Annotated in this window: 13 protein-coding genes and 1 pseudogene; 13 read left to right on the forward strand and 1 reads right to left on the reverse strand. The window is 68.8% G+C overall.

Going from position 1 to position 15055, the window contains the following annotated elements; translation table 11 throughout:
- From AC1DY5_RS17145 to AC1DY5_RS17160, 4 genes are all read left to right on the forward strand, one after another.
- Nucleotides 1–938 (forward strand): NAD/NADP octopine/nopaline dehydrogenase family protein (locus AC1DY5_RS17145; RefSeq protein WP_478113222.1); only part of this gene is annotated, 938 nt, incomplete at its 5' end.
- The gene (locus tag AC1DY5_RS17150; protein WP_478113224.1) at nt 928–1926 is read left to right on the forward strand and encodes a 3-hydroxybutyryl-CoA dehydrogenase; all 999 of its coding nucleotides are present in this window, start codon (nt 928–930) and stop codon (nt 1924–1926) included. The genes AC1DY5_RS17145 and AC1DY5_RS17150, both read left to right, overlap by 11 nt.
- On the forward strand, nt 1923–2723 hold the full coding sequence (locus tag AC1DY5_RS17155; protein WP_478113225.1) for an alpha/beta fold hydrolase: 801 nt from the start codon (nt 1923–1925) through the stop codon (nt 2721–2723). The genes AC1DY5_RS17150 and AC1DY5_RS17155 overlap by 4 nt, the downstream gene beginning before the upstream one ends.
- Nucleotides 2720–3664 carry a quinone oxidoreductase family protein gene (locus tag AC1DY5_RS17160; RefSeq protein ID WP_478113226.1) on the forward strand — a complete coding sequence of 315 codons (945 nt, stop codon included), beginning with the start codon at nt 2720–2722 and terminating at the stop codon, nt 3662–3664. Before AC1DY5_RS17155 ends, AC1DY5_RS17160 begins: the two co-directional genes overlap by 4 nt.
- A 19-nt stretch (nt 3665–3683) precedes the next feature.
- On the opposite strand, the gene AC1DY5_RS17165 is transcribed toward AC1DY5_RS17160, so the two are convergent.
- Entirely contained in the window at nt 3684–4190 is a 507-nt protein-coding gene (locus tag AC1DY5_RS17165; RefSeq protein ID WP_478113228.1) for a MarR family winged helix-turn-helix transcriptional regulator, read from the reverse strand.
- Nucleotides 4191–4301: 111 nt separating this feature from the next.
- Here AC1DY5_RS17165 and AC1DY5_RS17170 point away from each other — a divergent pair, with 111 nt between their 5' ends.
- The 9 genes and pseudogenes from AC1DY5_RS17170 to AC1DY5_RS17210 form a co-directional block, all read left to right on the forward strand.
- Nucleotides 4302–6485, forward strand: a complete 2184-nt coding sequence (locus tag AC1DY5_RS17170) for a thiamine pyrophosphate-dependent enzyme (protein ID WP_478113229.1) — start codon at nt 4302–4304, stop codon at nt 6483–6485.
- A gap of 10 nt (nt 6486–6495) precedes the next feature.
- Entirely contained in the window at nt 6496–7995 is a 1500-nt protein-coding gene (locus tag AC1DY5_RS17175; RefSeq protein WP_478113230.1) for an indolepyruvate oxidoreductase subunit beta family protein, read from the forward strand.
- Nucleotides 7996–8012: 17 nt separating this feature from the next.
- A complete protein-coding gene (locus AC1DY5_RS17180; RefSeq protein ID WP_478113232.1) occupies nt 8013–9005 on the forward strand; it encodes a PDR/VanB family oxidoreductase in 993 nt (330 codons plus the stop codon).
- Nucleotides 9006–9018: 13 nt separating this feature from the next.
- Nucleotides 9019–10332 carry an aromatic ring-hydroxylating dioxygenase subunit alpha gene (locus AC1DY5_RS17185; RefSeq protein WP_478113234.1) on the forward strand — a complete coding sequence of 438 codons (1314 nt, stop codon included), beginning with the start codon at nt 9019–9021 and terminating at the stop codon, nt 10330–10332.
- A complete protein-coding gene (locus AC1DY5_RS17190; RefSeq protein WP_478113236.1) occupies nt 10332–10817 on the forward strand; it encodes an aromatic-ring-hydroxylating dioxygenase subunit beta in 486 nt (161 codons plus the stop codon). The genes AC1DY5_RS17185 and AC1DY5_RS17190 overlap by 1 nt, the downstream gene beginning before the upstream one ends.
- A gap of 7 nt (nt 10818–10824) precedes the next feature.
- Nucleotides 10825–12456, forward strand: a complete 1632-nt coding sequence (locus AC1DY5_RS17195) for an AMP-binding protein (RefSeq protein WP_478113238.1) — start codon at nt 10825–10827, stop codon at nt 12454–12456.
- Nucleotides 12453–13622, forward strand: coding sequence for a thiolase family protein (locus AC1DY5_RS17200; protein WP_478113240.1), 1170 nt, complete (start codon nt 12453–12455; stop codon nt 13620–13622). The genes AC1DY5_RS17195 and AC1DY5_RS17200 overlap by 4 nt, the downstream gene beginning before the upstream one ends.
- Nucleotides 13619–14872, forward strand: coding sequence for an SDR family NAD(P)-dependent oxidoreductase (locus AC1DY5_RS17205; RefSeq protein WP_478113242.1), 1254 nt, complete (start codon nt 13619–13621; stop codon nt 14870–14872). Before AC1DY5_RS17200 ends, AC1DY5_RS17205 begins: the two co-directional genes overlap by 4 nt.
- A gap of 16 nt (nt 14873–14888) precedes the next feature.
- Nucleotides 14889–15055: pseudogene (locus tag AC1DY5_RS17210) on the forward strand (cyclase family protein); the annotation flags it as partial.

Below are 15055 nucleotides of genomic sequence, written 5' to 3' on the forward strand. Positions count from 1 at the left end.
CGCTGAAGGATGCCGACGGCAGCCGCGACGTGAAGATCGCGCTGGCCACCGCCGACATCGGTGCCGCCTTGCGCGATGCCGAGTTGATCGTGATCCCGACCCCGGCCATCGCACAGGAAGACATCGCCCGCGCGATGGCGCCGCACCTGGTCGACGGCCAGGTGGTGTTCCTGCCGCCGGGCACCTTCGGCAGCTACGTGATGGCGCGCCGGGTGGCCGAGGCCGGCAACCGTGCTGATGTCGCCTGGGCCGAGACCGGCACGCTGCCTTACCTCGCGCGCAAGCACGGCGAGCGCGAGGTGAACGTGACGATCCGCGCCATCCGACTGCCGACTGGTGTCTATCCGGCGCGCAAGGAACAGCAGGCGATCGAGGTCATCAGCAAGGCCTACCCGAGCGTGCATGGCTGCGGCGATGCGCTCTCCGGCGCACTGATGAACGCCGGTCCGGTGATCCACCCGCCGCTGATGGTGATGAACGCCGCGCCGCTGCAGCACTTCGAGCGCTGGGACATCCACAACGAAGGCACGCAGCCCGCGGTGCGCGACGTCACCGACAGGCTCGACCAGGAGCGCATCGCGGTGCGCGAGGCGCTGGGTCAGGGGGCGAAGCACTATCCGCTGGCCGACCACTACAACAACGACCAGTGGATGTACGGCGACGCCCACAAGCAGCTGGTGAAGTCGGGCGACTGGCGCGAGAAGATCGACCTTCATACGCACCGCTACATCACCGAGGACACCGAGCTCGGCCTGGCCTTCCTGGCCTCGACCGCGCGCTTCGTCGGCGTCGATGCGCCGATCGCGCACGGGCTGCTGGCCATCGTCGGAGGCTTCCTCGGCCGCGATCTGCGCCGCGGACCGCGCACGCTCGAGACGCTCGGCCTCGCCGGCCTGACCGCGGCTCAACTCAAGCAGAGACTGCACGATGGCGACTGAGCTGCCTCGCTTCGCCGCCGTCGGCGCGGGCCGCATGGGCCGCGGCATCGCGATCGCCTTCGCCTATGCGGGCCATCGCATTTCGCTGGTCGACCTTCGCGTCCGCAGTGGCGAGGCCTGGCACAAGCTGCGCAGCGAGGCGCGGGCCGAGATCGAAGGCAGTCTCGCGGGGCTGGCCCAGCTCGGCGTGATCGATGCGCAACAGGTCGCGGCGATCGCTGCGCGGGTCGAGTTCGTGAACGCAGCGGATGCGCCGGCGGCGCTGGCCGCCGCCGAACTGCTGTTCGAAGGCGTGCCCGAGACCATCGAAGCCAAGCGCGAGGCCTTCGAATGGCTCAACCGCCATTGCCGCGACGACGCGATCATCACATCGACCACCAGCAGCATCCTCGTGACGCAGCTGGCGGCGCTCGTGCACAAGCCCGAGCGTTTTCTCAACATGCACTGGCTCAACCCGGCCTACGTGATCCCGGTGGTCGAGCTGAGCTGCCATCCGGGCACCGACCCGGCCGTGCTGGCGCGCACCAAGGCAATCATGGAGGCCATCGGCAAGCTGCCGGTGGTCTGCGGCGCCACGCCCGGCTACATCGTGCCGCGGCTGCAGGCGCTGGTGATGAACGAGGCGGCCCGCATGATCGAGGAGGGCGCCGCCACCGCGGAAGAGATCGACAAGGCCACGCGCTACGGCCTCGGGCTGCGCTTCGCGGCGCTCGGCGTGGTCGAGTTCATTGACTTCGGCGGTTGCGACATCCTGCATCATGCGAGCCGCGAGATGTCGGACTCGATCGACAAGGCGCGCTACACCGCGCCAGCGATCGTCGACCGGATGGTCGACGAAGGTCGGCTCGGCTTGAAGAGCGGCAGCGGCTTCTACGACTACGAAGGGCGCGACGTCGGCGCCTACCGCCGCGACGTGCTGTCGCGCACGCTGGGCATGCTCAAGCATGCCGGGCTCTGGCAGCCGCCTGCCGCCGAGACATTGGCATGAAGATCCGGCGCGCCTTCGCCGATCTGTCGGTGGGCCAGGTGCACTACGCCGAATGCGGCGACGCCCAGGCGCCGCCGGTGCTTCTGCTGCACCAGTCGCCACGCAGTTGGACCGAGTACCGCGAGGTGCTGCCTCTTCTTGGCGCGCGCTGTCGTGCGATCGCGATGGACACCGCCGGCTTCGGCGACTCGGCGGCGACCGACGGGCCGGCGAGCATCGAAGGCTGGGCCCGGGTCGCGGCCGAACTGCTGGACGCGCTGCACATCGCGCGGGCCGATATCGTCGGCCACCACACGGGCGGCGTGATCGCGGTCGAGATCGCGGCCGCCTTCCCCGAGCGGGTGCGCAGCCTGGTGCTGTCGTCCACGCCCTTCACCGACCAGGGCTTCCGGCGCGCGCGTGCCGCGCGGCCGCCGATCGACGAGGTTGCGCCCAGCGACGACGGCAGCCACCTGGCCGCGCTGTGGCAGCGCCGCCAGGGCTTCTATCCGGCCGGGCGCCCCGAACTGCTGGAGGCCTTCGTGCGCGATGCGCTCAAGGCCAGCGGCAGCCCCGAGGACGGGCATCGCGCGGTCGCCGCCTACCGGATGGAAGCGCGCATCCATCGCGTGCGGCAGCCGGTGCTGATCCTGCGCGCCACCGACGACCCCTTCGCTTCGCCTCATGCGGCCGAACTGCAGCGTGAGCTGCCGCAGGCGCGCATCGTCGACATCGCGGGCGGCATGGTGCCGCTGCCCGACCAGATGCCCGAGGCCTTCGCTGCCGCGGTGCTCGCCTTCCTGGAGACGCGCGCATGAAAGCGGTGCGCGTGCACGCCTTCAACGCCCCGCCTGTGCTGGCGCAGGTGGCGGAGCCGTCCTTGCTGCCGGGCCGCACGATCGTGCGCATGGAGGCCGCCACTGTCGGCCACATCGACCGCACCGTCTGGCGCGGCAGCTTCTTGAAGCATCCGCCCTTTCCCTACACGCCGGGCGTCGAGGCCGCGGGTGTCGTCGTTGCAAGTACCCGCCATACGGAAGGGCAACGTGTGTGGCTGCGCGGCAGCGGCCTGGGCACGCTGTTCGATGGCACCTGGTGCGAGCTGATCGATGCACCCGACGAGGCGCTGGGCCTGCTGCCCGATGCGGTGCCCGCGACCCTCGGCGCGGCCTTCTTCTCGCCCTGCACTTCGGCCTGGGTCGCGCTGCACGAGGTCGCGCGACTGCGCGCCGGCGAGCGCGTGGCGGTGACGGGCGCGACCGGTGCGGTCGGCTCGCTGCTGGTGCAACTGGCGCTCGATGCCGGTGCGGACGTCACGGCGGTGGTGAGCGATGCGGCGCAGGCGCAGGCGATGCCGGCTGCGGCGCAGGTTGTCGTGCTCGGTGACGATCCGTCCGCGGCACTGGCCTCGGTGTCCGTGGACCTGCTGGTCGACACCGTCGGCGGGCCGGTATTGGCCGCCGCCCTCCCGCGGGTGGAGGCCGGCGGTCGGGCGGTGCTGGTCGGCTACACCGCAGGCAACGCGCTGACGCTGGACCTCGCGCATTTCCTGCAGCGCGACGTCGCGCTGCTGCCGCTCAACATGTTCCGCCGCGAAGCCGCCGGCCGGGCGGCGGCGCCGCAGTTGCTCGAGCGGCTGGCCGACGGCCGCCTCCGCCTCGACACCCAATCCTTCGCTTTGGAAGAGGCTGCGGCGGCCATGGACTGGATCGCCCAGCGCGGCCATCGCGGCCGCGCCGTGCTGGTGCCCCGTCGCTGAGCGCCGAGCCGACGGCGCCTCACTCGTCGTCTTCGACTGCCTCGCCCGGCGCACGCGCATGCAGCGCAATGATGTGGCGCAGCGTTCGCTTGAGTTCCTCGGCGCGCTCCAGGCCGAAGGGCTCGAGCACCCGCCGCTCGTGCTCGCGCGCCAGCTCCATCAGGTGCTCCACAGCCTGGGTGCCCTGGGGCGTGATGCGCACCAGAGTGACACGCCGATCACTGTCATGGGGCAGGCGCTCGATCTGGCCGCGCGCTTCCATGCGGTCGAGCAGCCGCGTCACGGTCGGCTGTTTGGTCACCGTGACCTGCGCCAGCGCGCCGATGCTGATGGCCTGGCCGCCGGCCAGCGAGGCCATCACACGCCATTCGGAGACCGAGAAGCCATGCTGGCGCGCCACCCGATGGAACTCCGAAGAGATCAGCTGGCTCGCCTGCGCCAGCAGCGCAGGCAGGTAGTCGTCGACGAAGCGGTGGCTCGGGGCGGTCGCCTCTTCCCTGAACGGCCCCTGACTCGTGGCGGGCACGCTGCTTGCTTGTCTAGGGGTATTCATGATTGTGAATACATTCAGTTGTCAACATTATAGAGACCGCGGTGCCGATAGTGGCCCGCGCAGTCCCAAGAATGAAGGAACACCATGGCAGAGCGATCGTTCGTCGAAGAGGTGAAGAAGCTCCGGCTTTCCGGCGGTGACGTGTTTCGGGGTGAAGGCATTCTGGCAGTCACCAAGGCCTTACTGGAATCCGGCGTGTCCTACGTCGCCGGCTACCAAGGCGCCCCGATCTCGCATTTGATGGACGTGCTGGCCGATGCCCAGGACATTCTGGCCGACCATGGGATCCGCTTCGAGAACAGCGCCAGCGAGGCCACCGCCGCGGCGACGCTGGCGGCCTCGGTCAACTATCCGCTGCGCGGCGCCGTGACCTTCAAGGCCACGGTCGGCACCAACGTGGCTTCCGATGCGCTGGCCAACCTGGCCTCGGGCGGCGTGACCGGCGGCGCGCTGATCATCGTCGGCGAGGACTACGGCGAGGGCTCCTCGATCATGCAGGAGCGCAGCCATGCCTTCGCGATGAAGTCGCAGATCTGGCTGCTCGATCCGCGGCCCAACCTGCCATCGATCGTCGAGGCCGTGAAGCAGGGCTTCGAGCTGTCGGAGGCCAGCCACACGCCGGTGATGCTGCAACTGCGCATCCGCGCCTGCCATGTGCACGGCCACTTCATCGCCGGCGACAACAAGCGCGCCAAGTTCACGCTGCAGGACGCGCTCGAGAATCCGCAGCGCGACGTCGGCCGCATCGTGCTGCCGCCGGCCAGCTTCGTCCACGAGCAGGAGAAGGTGCGCGAGCGCTGGCCCGCCGCGGTCAAGTTCATCGAGGAGCGCGGGCTCAACGAGTTCTTCTCCGAAGGCGCCGACGACATCGGCATCATCGTCCAGGGCGGCAGCTACAACACGATGTTGCGCGCGCTCGAGCGCCTCGACCTCGCCGACGTCTACGGCAACTCCAAGGTGCCGCTCTACGTCATGAACGTCGCCTACCCGGTGATCGAGAGCGAGGTGCTGCGCTTCTGCGAAGGCAAGCGCGCGGTGCTGGTGGTCGAAGAAGGCCAGCCCAACTTCGTCGAGCAGAACCTGGCGACCATCCTGCGCCAGGCCGGTTCGACGACCGTGCTGCACGGGAAGGACATGCTGCCGGTTGCCGGCGAGTACACGGCGGCCGAACTGCTGAAGGGCGCGCGCGTCTTCTGCGAGCGCTACGAGCGGCTGCAGCCGCTGCCGGTCCCGGCGCCGGTGCGCAAGGTGATCCCGCTGACCGAAGTCGCCGCGATCGGCGTCGACGCCGCGCCCGAGCCCTCGCTTCCGCTGGGCGACAGCGTGCATGCGCGACCGCCGGGCTTCTGTACCGGCTGCCCCGAGCGGCCGATCTTCAGCGCCATGAAGCTGGTCGAACGCGAGCTTGGTGCGCACCACGTGAGCGCCGACATCGGCTGCCACCTGTTCTCGATCCTGCCGCCCTTCAACATCGGCAACACGACCATGGGCTACGGGCTCGGCGGCGCCGGCGCGTCGGCGCTCAATGCGCCGGCAGGCAAGCGGGCGATCTCGGTGATGGGCGACGGCGGCTTCTGGCACAACGGCCTGACCAGCGGCGTCGCCAACGCGGTCTTCAACCGCAGCGACAACCTGACCATCGTGGTCGACAACAACTACACCTCCGCCACCGGCGGGCAGGACATCCTGTCGTCGAATGCGAACAATGCGACCCGTAGCACCGGCCACGCAATCGAGCGCGCGGTGCGCGGCGTCGGCGTCAAGTGGGTGCGGACGCTGCGCCGCACCTACGACGTCGCCGGCATGCGCGATGCCTTGAAGGACGCGCTGACGACCAAGGAGAAGGGACCGAAGGTGCTGATCGCGCAGTCGGAATGCATGCTGAACCGGCAGCGCCGCGAGAAGCCGCTGGTGCGCAAGGCGATCGCAGACGGCAAGCGCATGGTGCGCGAGAAGTTCGGCGTCGACTCCGACACCTGCACCGGCGACCACTCCTGCATCCGGCTGTCCGGCTGCCCGTCGCTGTCGATCAAGCCGAACCCCGATCCGCTGCGCACCGACCCGGTGGCGACCGTGCTCGACAGCTGCGTCGGCTGCGGCGTCTGCGGCGAGGTCTCGCATGCAGCGGTGCTCTGCCCGTCGTTCTACAAGGCGCAGATCGTGAGCAACCCGAGCCGCTGGGACCTGTTGCGCGAAAGCCTCCGCGCGCGGGTCATCGGCTGGCTGCAAAAGGGCGAGGCCAAGCGMCGCGCGGCCTATGCTTTCTGAACGGACCACGATGCGCGCACAACCTATCAAGATTGCAATTCTCGCCATGGGCGGCGAGGGCGGCGGCGTGCTGGCCGACTGGATCGTCGACATGGGCGAGGCCAACGGCTACCTGGCGCAGACCACCTCGGTGCCGGGCGTGGCCCAGCGCACCGGCGCCACCATCTACTACGTCGAGCTGTACCCCGAGGCGCAGGCCGAAGCCGACGGCGGCCGGCCGGTGCTCGCGCTGATGCCGCTGCCGGGCGATGTCGACGTCGTGCTGGCCTCGGAACTCATGGAAGCCGGCCGTGCGGTGCAGCGCGGGCTGGTCACGCGCGACCGCACCACGCTGGTCGCCTCGACGCACCGCGTCTACTCGATTGCCGAGAAGAGCGCGCTGGGCGACGGCCGGGTCGACAGCAGCGAACTGCTCAAGCATGCCGAGCGCGCCGCCAAGCGCTTCATCCGTTTCGACATGGCGCAGGCTGCGGAGGCCTCGGGCAGCGTGATCAGCGCGGTGCTGTTCGGCGCGCTCGCGGGCGCCGGCGTGCTGCCTTTCAGCCGGGCCCAGTTCGAGGCCACGATCGAGCGCGGCGGGGTCGGCGTCAAGCCCAGCCTCGAGGCCTTCGGTGGTGCCTACCTGCGCGCGCAGGGCGAGCGGGAGCCCGAGGCCGTCGTGGCCGAAGCCGCCATGCCGGCGCCGCAGCCGCGCCATCCCGCGGTGCGGGCGCTGGTTGAGCGTGTGCAACGAGACTTTCCGTCGTCGGCTCACAATTTCCTGCTCGAAGGCGTGCGCCGGCTGATCGACTACCAGGACCTCGACTATGCCGGCCTGTACCTCGACCGCATGGCCGCCGTCGCCTCGCTGCCGAGCGACGACGACGGCCGCCTGCTGCGAGAGACCGCGCGCCACCTGGCCCTGTGGATGTCCTACGAGGACACGGCCCGCGTCGCGGCCCTCAAGACGCGGTCGTCCCGTTTCGACCGCGTGCGCGGCGAGGCGCGCGTGCAGGACGGCCAGGTGCTGGCGATCAACGAGTACATGCATCCGCGGCTGCAGGAGATCTGCGAGACGCTGCCGGCGGGCATCGGACGCTGGCTGATGGATTCACGCCTGCCGCGCCGGGTGGTCGAGCACCTCACGCAGAAGGGCCGTGTGATCCAGACCAGCTCGCTGCACGGCTACCTGATGTTGCGCGCGGTGGCGGCCTGCAAGCGCTGGCGCCGTTCGACCCTGCGCTACGCCGAGGAGAACCGGCGCATCGAGGAATGGCTCACGCGCATCGCCGAGATCGCACCGCGCCATCCCGAACTGGCGATCGAGATCGCGCAGTGCCAGCGGCTGGTCAAGGGCTACAGCGACACCCACGAGCGCGGCCTGCGCAACTACGACACCGTGATGGCGGCGGTGCAGCGCGCCGGCGCCGCGATCGCACCCGCCACCCTGCGCGAACTGCGCGATGCCGCGCTGGCCGACGAGCACGGCAACAAGCTGCAAGCCGTGCTCGCCCGCCACGCGCTCGCCTGAACAACGGAAGACCTGCCATGTCCGCCCAGCCCCTGACCCTGCAACTGCGCGTCGCCGAGGCGCGCGAACTGAACCCGCTGATCAAGACCTTCAGGCTGCGGCCGGCCGAGGGCGGCGTGCTGCCCGGTTTTGCCGCCGGTGCCCACATCCGAGTGCGCGTCGAGCTGCCCGATGGCTCGAACGATTGGCGCCACTACTCGCTGATCAATTTTTCCGCCGACGCCAAGGCCACCGACGCACCGATCGAGTATGTGATCGCGGTGCGCAAGGAGGCCGAGGGCCGCGGCGGCTCGCGCTTCATGCACGAGCGGCTGCGCGAAGGCGATGCGCTCACGATCGAGGCGCCCAAGAACGACTTCCCGCTGCACACCGGACCGGGCGGCACCGTGCTGCTGGCCGGCGGCATCGGCGTGACGCCGCTTGCGAGCATGGCGACGCGCCGCCGGGCCGAGGGCCTGCCGGTGCGCATGCACTATGCCGGCCGCAGCCGCGACCTGATGGCCTTCGTGCCGGAACTCGAGGCGCTGCTCGGCGACGACCTGCGCCTGCATGCCGATGCCGAGCAGGGCGGACCTTTCGACATCGGTGCCATGCTCGACGGCATGCCGGCCGGCGACCGGCTTTACGTCTGCGGGCCCAAGMTGATGCTCGACGCCGTGCTGGCGCAAACCCAGGCCCGCGGCYGGACCCACGACCGAGTGCATTTCGAACTCTTCACGACGCCGGTTGTGGAGGAGGGCGACCACGCCTTCGAGGTCGAGCTGGCCCAGTCCGGCCAGCGCTTCACGGTGCCGGCCGATCAGAGCATCCTCGACTGCCTGATCGAGCACGGCTGCGACCCGATGTTCGATTGCAAGCGCGGCGAGTGCGGCGTCTGCGCCACGCCGGTGATGGAAGGCGAGATCGACCACCGCGACTACGTGCTGACCGCGCGCGAGAAGGCCGAAGGCAATGTCATGCAGATCTGCATCTCGCGCGCCAAGGGGCAGCGCCTGGTGCTCGACATCTGAAGGAGCAAGAAATATGACTTCATACCGAGGCAACCCAGAAGCGGTGCGCGCGCTGGTGCAGCCCGACCGCGTGCACCGCGACCTCTACACCAGCGCCGAGCTGTTTGAGCTGGAGCAGGAGCACTTCTTCGCCAACACCTGGAACTACGTCGGCCACGAGAGCCAGCTGCCCAAGCCGGGTGACTACATCAACACCGAGATCGCCGGGCGGCCGCTGATCATTGTGCGCCACAGCGACGGTTCGGTGCGCGCGATGATGAACCGCTGCGCCCACAAGGGCTCGCGGCTGGTGAGCGCGCCCTGCGGCAACACCGGCAAGTTCTTCCGCTGCCCCTACCACGCCTGGACCTTCAAGACCGACGGCTCGCTGCTGTCGATCCCGCTCAAGAGCGGCTACGAGGGCACGCAGCTGCACGAATGCGAATCGGCCAAGGGCCTGACCACGATCAGGAACGTGCGCAGCTATCGCGGCTTCATCTTCGTCAAGATCAACGATATCGGCCCCGACTTCGAGGCCTACTTCGGCGACTCGCTGAGCTCGATCGACAACATGGCCGACCGCTCGCCCGAGGGCGAGCTCGAGATCGCCGGCGGCTGCCTGCGCTTCGTGYACCAGTGCAACTGGAAGATGTTCGTGGAGAACCTCAACGACACGATGCACCCGATGGTGGCGCACGAGTCGTCGGCCGGCACCGCCAAGAGCATGTGGGCCGGCAAGCCCGAGGACGAGCCCAAGCCGATGGCGATCGAGCAGTTCGTGCCCTTCATGTCGGACTACAAGTTCTTCGAGGACATGGGCGTTCGCACCTACGACAACGGCCACAGCTTCACGGGTGTGAACTTCAGCATCCACAGCAAGTACAAGGCGATCCCGGCGTACGACGACGCGATGAAGGCCAAGTACGGCGAGGAGCGCACCGCGCAGATCCTCGGCATGGCGCGGCACAACACGGTGTATTACCCGAACCTCACGATCAAGGGCGCGATCCAGGCGATCCGCGTGGTGCGGCCGATCGCGGTCGACAAGACGCTGGTCGAGAGCTGGACCTTCCGCCTCAAGGGCGCGCCGCCCGAGCTGCTGCAGCGCACGACCATGTACAACCGGCTGATCAACTCGCCCTTCTCGGTGGTGGGCCACGACGACCTTCAGGCCTACCGCGGCATCCAGGCCGGGTTGCATGCGAGCGGCAACGAATGGGTCAGCCTGCATCGCAATTTCGATCCGTCGGAGACGGCGGGCGGCGAGATCACCACGGTTGGCACCAGCGAGCTGCCGATGCGCAATCAATACCGCAGCTGGGCGAAGTACATGACGGAGACGATGTGATGCCGGCCGAACCGACCCGCCAGGACCTGATCGACTTCGTGGTCAACGAGGTGCGACTGCTCGACGCCAGGCGCTACGAGGAGTGGAACGCGCTCTTCACCGACGATGCCTTCTACTGGGTGCCGCTGGTGCCCGACCAGGAAGACGGCCTCAACCACACCTCGCACATGTACGAGGACAAGCTGCTGCGCGAGCTGCGGATAGAGCGGCTCAAGAGTCCGCGCGCCTTCTCGCAGCAGCCGCCGAGCCGTTGCCATCACCTGCTGCAGACGCCGACGGTCGAGGCGTTCGATGCCGAGGGAGAGCGCTTCGTGCTGCGCACCGAGTTCCATTACACCGAATCGCAGGGCAATGAGCTCCAGTTCTATGTCGGCACCTTCTTCCATCACCTGACGCTGCAGGACGGCGCGCTGCGCATGACGCAGAAGCGGGTCAACCTGCTCAACTGCGACGCGGCGCTGCCCGCGGTGCAGCTGTTCATCTAGGGACGCCATGTCGCACGCCACCGTCCACGATACCTTTGCGGCGAGCGCCCGCCGCACGCCCGAGGCCGAGTTCCTGTTCACCGAGTCGGTCACGGCCCGGGCCTACGGCATCGCCTCCGGCGCGATCCTCTGGGGCCGGGCGGCGGCAGAAGTTGAACGCCTGCGCGCCGCATATGCGAAGGCCGGCTACGGCCATGGCCACCGCGTCGGCCTGCTGCTGGAGAACCGGCCGGCCTTCCTGCTCCACTGGTTCGCGCTCAACGCACTGGGCGTGAGCGTGGTGCCGATCAACGCCGAGATGCGCTCGGCCGAACTGAGCTACCTGATCGGGCACAGCGAGATCGGCCTTGCGGTCACTCTTCCCGGACGCGCGGCCGACCTGCGGGCCGCGGCGGCGGAAGCCGGCATCGCCTTCGCGACCATGGGGCCCGACGACTTCGATGCGGTCCCGCCGGCCGCCGCGCCGGCGCCGCGTGCCGCCGAGGCCATCGGCCTGCAGACCGAATGCGCGCTGCTCTATACCTCCGGCACCACGGGCCGACCCAAGGGCTGCATGCTGAGCAATGCGTACTTCCTGCGCGCCGGCCAGTGGTACGCGGAGCTCGGCGATCTGTGCGAGGTACGCCCGGATGCCGAGCGCATCATCACGCCGCTGCCGCTCAACCACGTGAACGCGATGGCCTTCTCGACCATGGTGGTGCTGGTCGCGGGCGGCTGCCTGGTGCAACTCGACCGCTTCCATCCAAGCAGCTGGCTGCAGAGCGCGCGCGAGAGCCGGGCCACCATCGCGCACTACCTCGGCGTGATGCCGGCGATGCTGCTGGCCGCGCCCGCTGCGCCGTCGGACCGCGAGCACGCGATCCGCTGGGGCTTTGGCGCAGGCGTCGACCGCAAGAACCACGCGCCCTTCGAGGCCCGCTTCGGTTTCCCGCTGGTCGAGGCCTGGGCAATGACCGAGACCGGTGCCGCCGCCTGCGTCATGGCCAACCACGAACCGCGCCATATGGGCACGAGCTGCTTCGGCCGCCGCGAGGATTTCGTCGAGATCCGCCTGGTCGACGACGAGGGCCACGACGTCGCCGACGGCACGCCGGGCGAACTGCTGGTGCGCTCCGCGGGGGTCAATCCGAAGCGCTACTTCTTCTCGGGCTACCTGAAGGACGAGGCCGCCACGCACGAGGCCTGGGCCGGCGGCTGGTTCCACACCGGCGACATGGTGCGCCGCGATGCCGAGGGCAACTTCTATTTCGTCGACCGCAAGAAGAACGTGATCCGGCGCAGCGGCGAGAACATCTCGGCCGTCGAGGTCGAGAGCGTGCTGAATCAGCATCCCGCCGTGAAGACCTCTGCGGTCGCTGCCACGCCCGATGCGGTGCGTGGCGACGAGGTGTTGGCCTGCATCGTGATGCGCGAGGACGCCGATGCGTCCGCCCCGGAGCAGCTCGCGGCCAGCATCGTCAACCATGCGCTGTCGCAGCTCGCCTACTACAAGGCGCCGGGCTACGTGGCCTTCGTCGACGCGCTGCCGCTCACCGCCTCGCAGAAGATCCAGCGCGGGCAGCTGCGCGCACTYGCGCATGCACTGCCGGGGCAGGCGCATTGCATCGACACCCGCGCGATGAAGAAGAGGCAGTCATGACAAGGCGATTGTCCTACGAAGGCGTGGCTGTCGCGGTGCCGGTCACCGTGCCCTACCAGCGCTATTCGACGCTCGGTGCCCACTGGTTCCTCGGCCAGGCGATGGAGGCGCTGGTGCAGGCCAGCGGCCTCGAGAAGGAGCAGATCGACGGCCTCTGCGTCAGCAGCTTCTCGCTGGCGCCCGACACCGCGGTCGGCGTGACGCAGCACCTGGGCCTGTCGCCGCGCTGGCTCGACCACATGCCCACGGGCGGTGCCTCGGGCGTAATGTGCCTGCGGCGCGCGGCGCGCGCGGTGCAGGCTGGCGACGCCGATGTGGTGGCTTGCGTGGCGGCCGACACGAATCACGTGGATTCCTTCCGCCAGACGCTGGGCAGCTTCAGCAACTTTGCGCGCGACGCCACCTATCCCTACGGCTCGGGCGGGCCGAACTCGATCTTCGCGATGATCACCGCGCACTACATGCGCACTTTCGGCGCCACGCGCGAGGACTTCGGCCGTATCTGCGTCGACCAGCGCAGCAACGCGCTCAAGAACCCGAATGCGATGTTCAAGAAGCCGCTGACGCTCGACGAGTACATCGCCGCGCGGCCGATCTCGGACCCGATCCATCTGTTCGACTGCGTGATGCCTTGCGCGGGTGCCGAGGCCTTCCTCGTGATGAGCGAGGAGAAGGCGCGCGACCTGGGCCTGCCACATGCAGTGATCCGCGGTGCGATCGAACGCCACAACGCCTACTCGGAAGATCCGGTGATGGTGCGCGGCGGCTGGCGCAAGGACCGCGACGACCTCTATGCCCAGGCCGACGTGCAGCCTGCCGACATCGATTTCGTCCAGACCTACGACGACTACCCGGTGATCGTGATGATGCAGTTCGAAGACCTCGGCTTCTGCGAGAAGGGCGAGGGCTCGGCCTTCGTGCGCTCGCACACGATGACCCACGACGGCAGCTTTCCGAACAACACCAGCGGCGGGCAGCTCTCCGCAGGGCAGGCCGGCGCCGCAGGGGGCTTTCTCGGCATGACCGAGACGATCAGGCAACTGACGGATACAGCCGGTCCTCGTACCGTGCCGGATGCCCAACTGGGGCTGGTCGCCGGCTTCGGCATGGTCACTTACGACCGCTGCCTGTGCACCGGCGCGGTAATTCTCGGGAGGACTTCATGACCATGCCGCTCATGCGCCCCAAGCGCAAGAACCCGGTGCTGCGCACCCGGCAGATGAACCTGCCGCCCTGGGCCCGCGGCCGCGTGGCCTTGGGTATCACGGCCGCCGCCGCAGAAGGCCGCTTCGAGCTGCAGACCTGCGAGGACTGCGGCACGGCGCAGTACCCGCCGCGCGAGGCCTGCCACAAGTGCCTGTCGCCGCGCCTGCACTGGCGCGAGCAGGGCGGCGAGGGGCAGTTGCTCAGCAGCACCACGCTGCATCACAGCAACGACCTGTTCTTCCGCGAGCGGCTGCCCTGGCGGCTGGGCCTGGTGCAGCTCGATGTGGGGCCGACGTTGATGGTCCATCTGCATGGCGAAGTCGGCGAGGCACCGGCGCGCGTGCGCGTGGGCGCCCGGCTTGACCGCGCCGGGCAGGCGGTATTGATTGGATTTCCGAACGAAGGGAGCGCCCATATGGCCGACGACAAGATGCTGAGGGAAATGACCAGCGACCCGAAATTCCGCAAGGTGCTGGTGACCGACGGCAAGACCGAGGTCGGCCAGGCGATTGTGCGCGCGCTGGTCAAGGCCGGCGCCGACATCGTCTGGGTCGGCCATGCCGAGCCCTGGAAGAAGATGGGCGGCCTCGAGGACATTACGGCGCTGCCGCAGGTCACGCTGGTGCCGCTCGACCTGACCAATGGCCGCTCGGTGACCGAGCTGGCCGGCGAGATCGGCGGCAAGGTTGACATCGTGATCAACAACGCCGAGGTGCATCGCAGCTTCGGCATCGGATCGCGGCGCGGCACCGACGTCGCCAAGGCTGAGATGGACATCAACTACTTCGGCCTGCTGCGCCTGGCGCAGGAATTCGGTCCGGCGCTCAAGGGCCGCTCGGCCGATGGCGTGACCGGCGCCACGGCCTGGGTCAACCTGCTGTCGATCTACGCGCTCAGCAACTTCCCGCCGCACGGCACCTTCAGTGCGTCGAAGGCCGCGGCCCATTCGCTCGCGCAGTGCCTGCGCGCCGAGATGCGGCCCGCCGGCATCCGCGTGATCAACGTCTTCCCGGGGCCGATCGACGACGAATGGAACCAGCACACGCCGCCGCCCAAGTTGGCGGGCAGCGCGCTGGCCAACGCGATCGTCAAGGCGCTGCGCGACGGCGTCGAGGACGTCTACCCCGGCGACGTGGCGCAGGAGTGGCTCGAGCGCTGGCGCGACAACCCGAAGATCCTCGAACGCGAACTCGCGGCCGGTGGTGGCTGAGATCAGGAGCAACACGATGACGACGACAACCGAACTGATGTCCGCCGCCGAGATCCTCGGCGGCCTGGTGAGCGCGATGGCCAGCGGCCGCATCCGCGTGATCGACCTCACGCAGACGCTGACTCCCGAGTTCCCGCAGATCGCGCTGCCGCCCGAGATGGGCCAGTGCTGGCCCTTCCGCAT

The sequence above is a fragment of the Variovorax sp. P4_D9 genome, assembly GCF_056401695.1.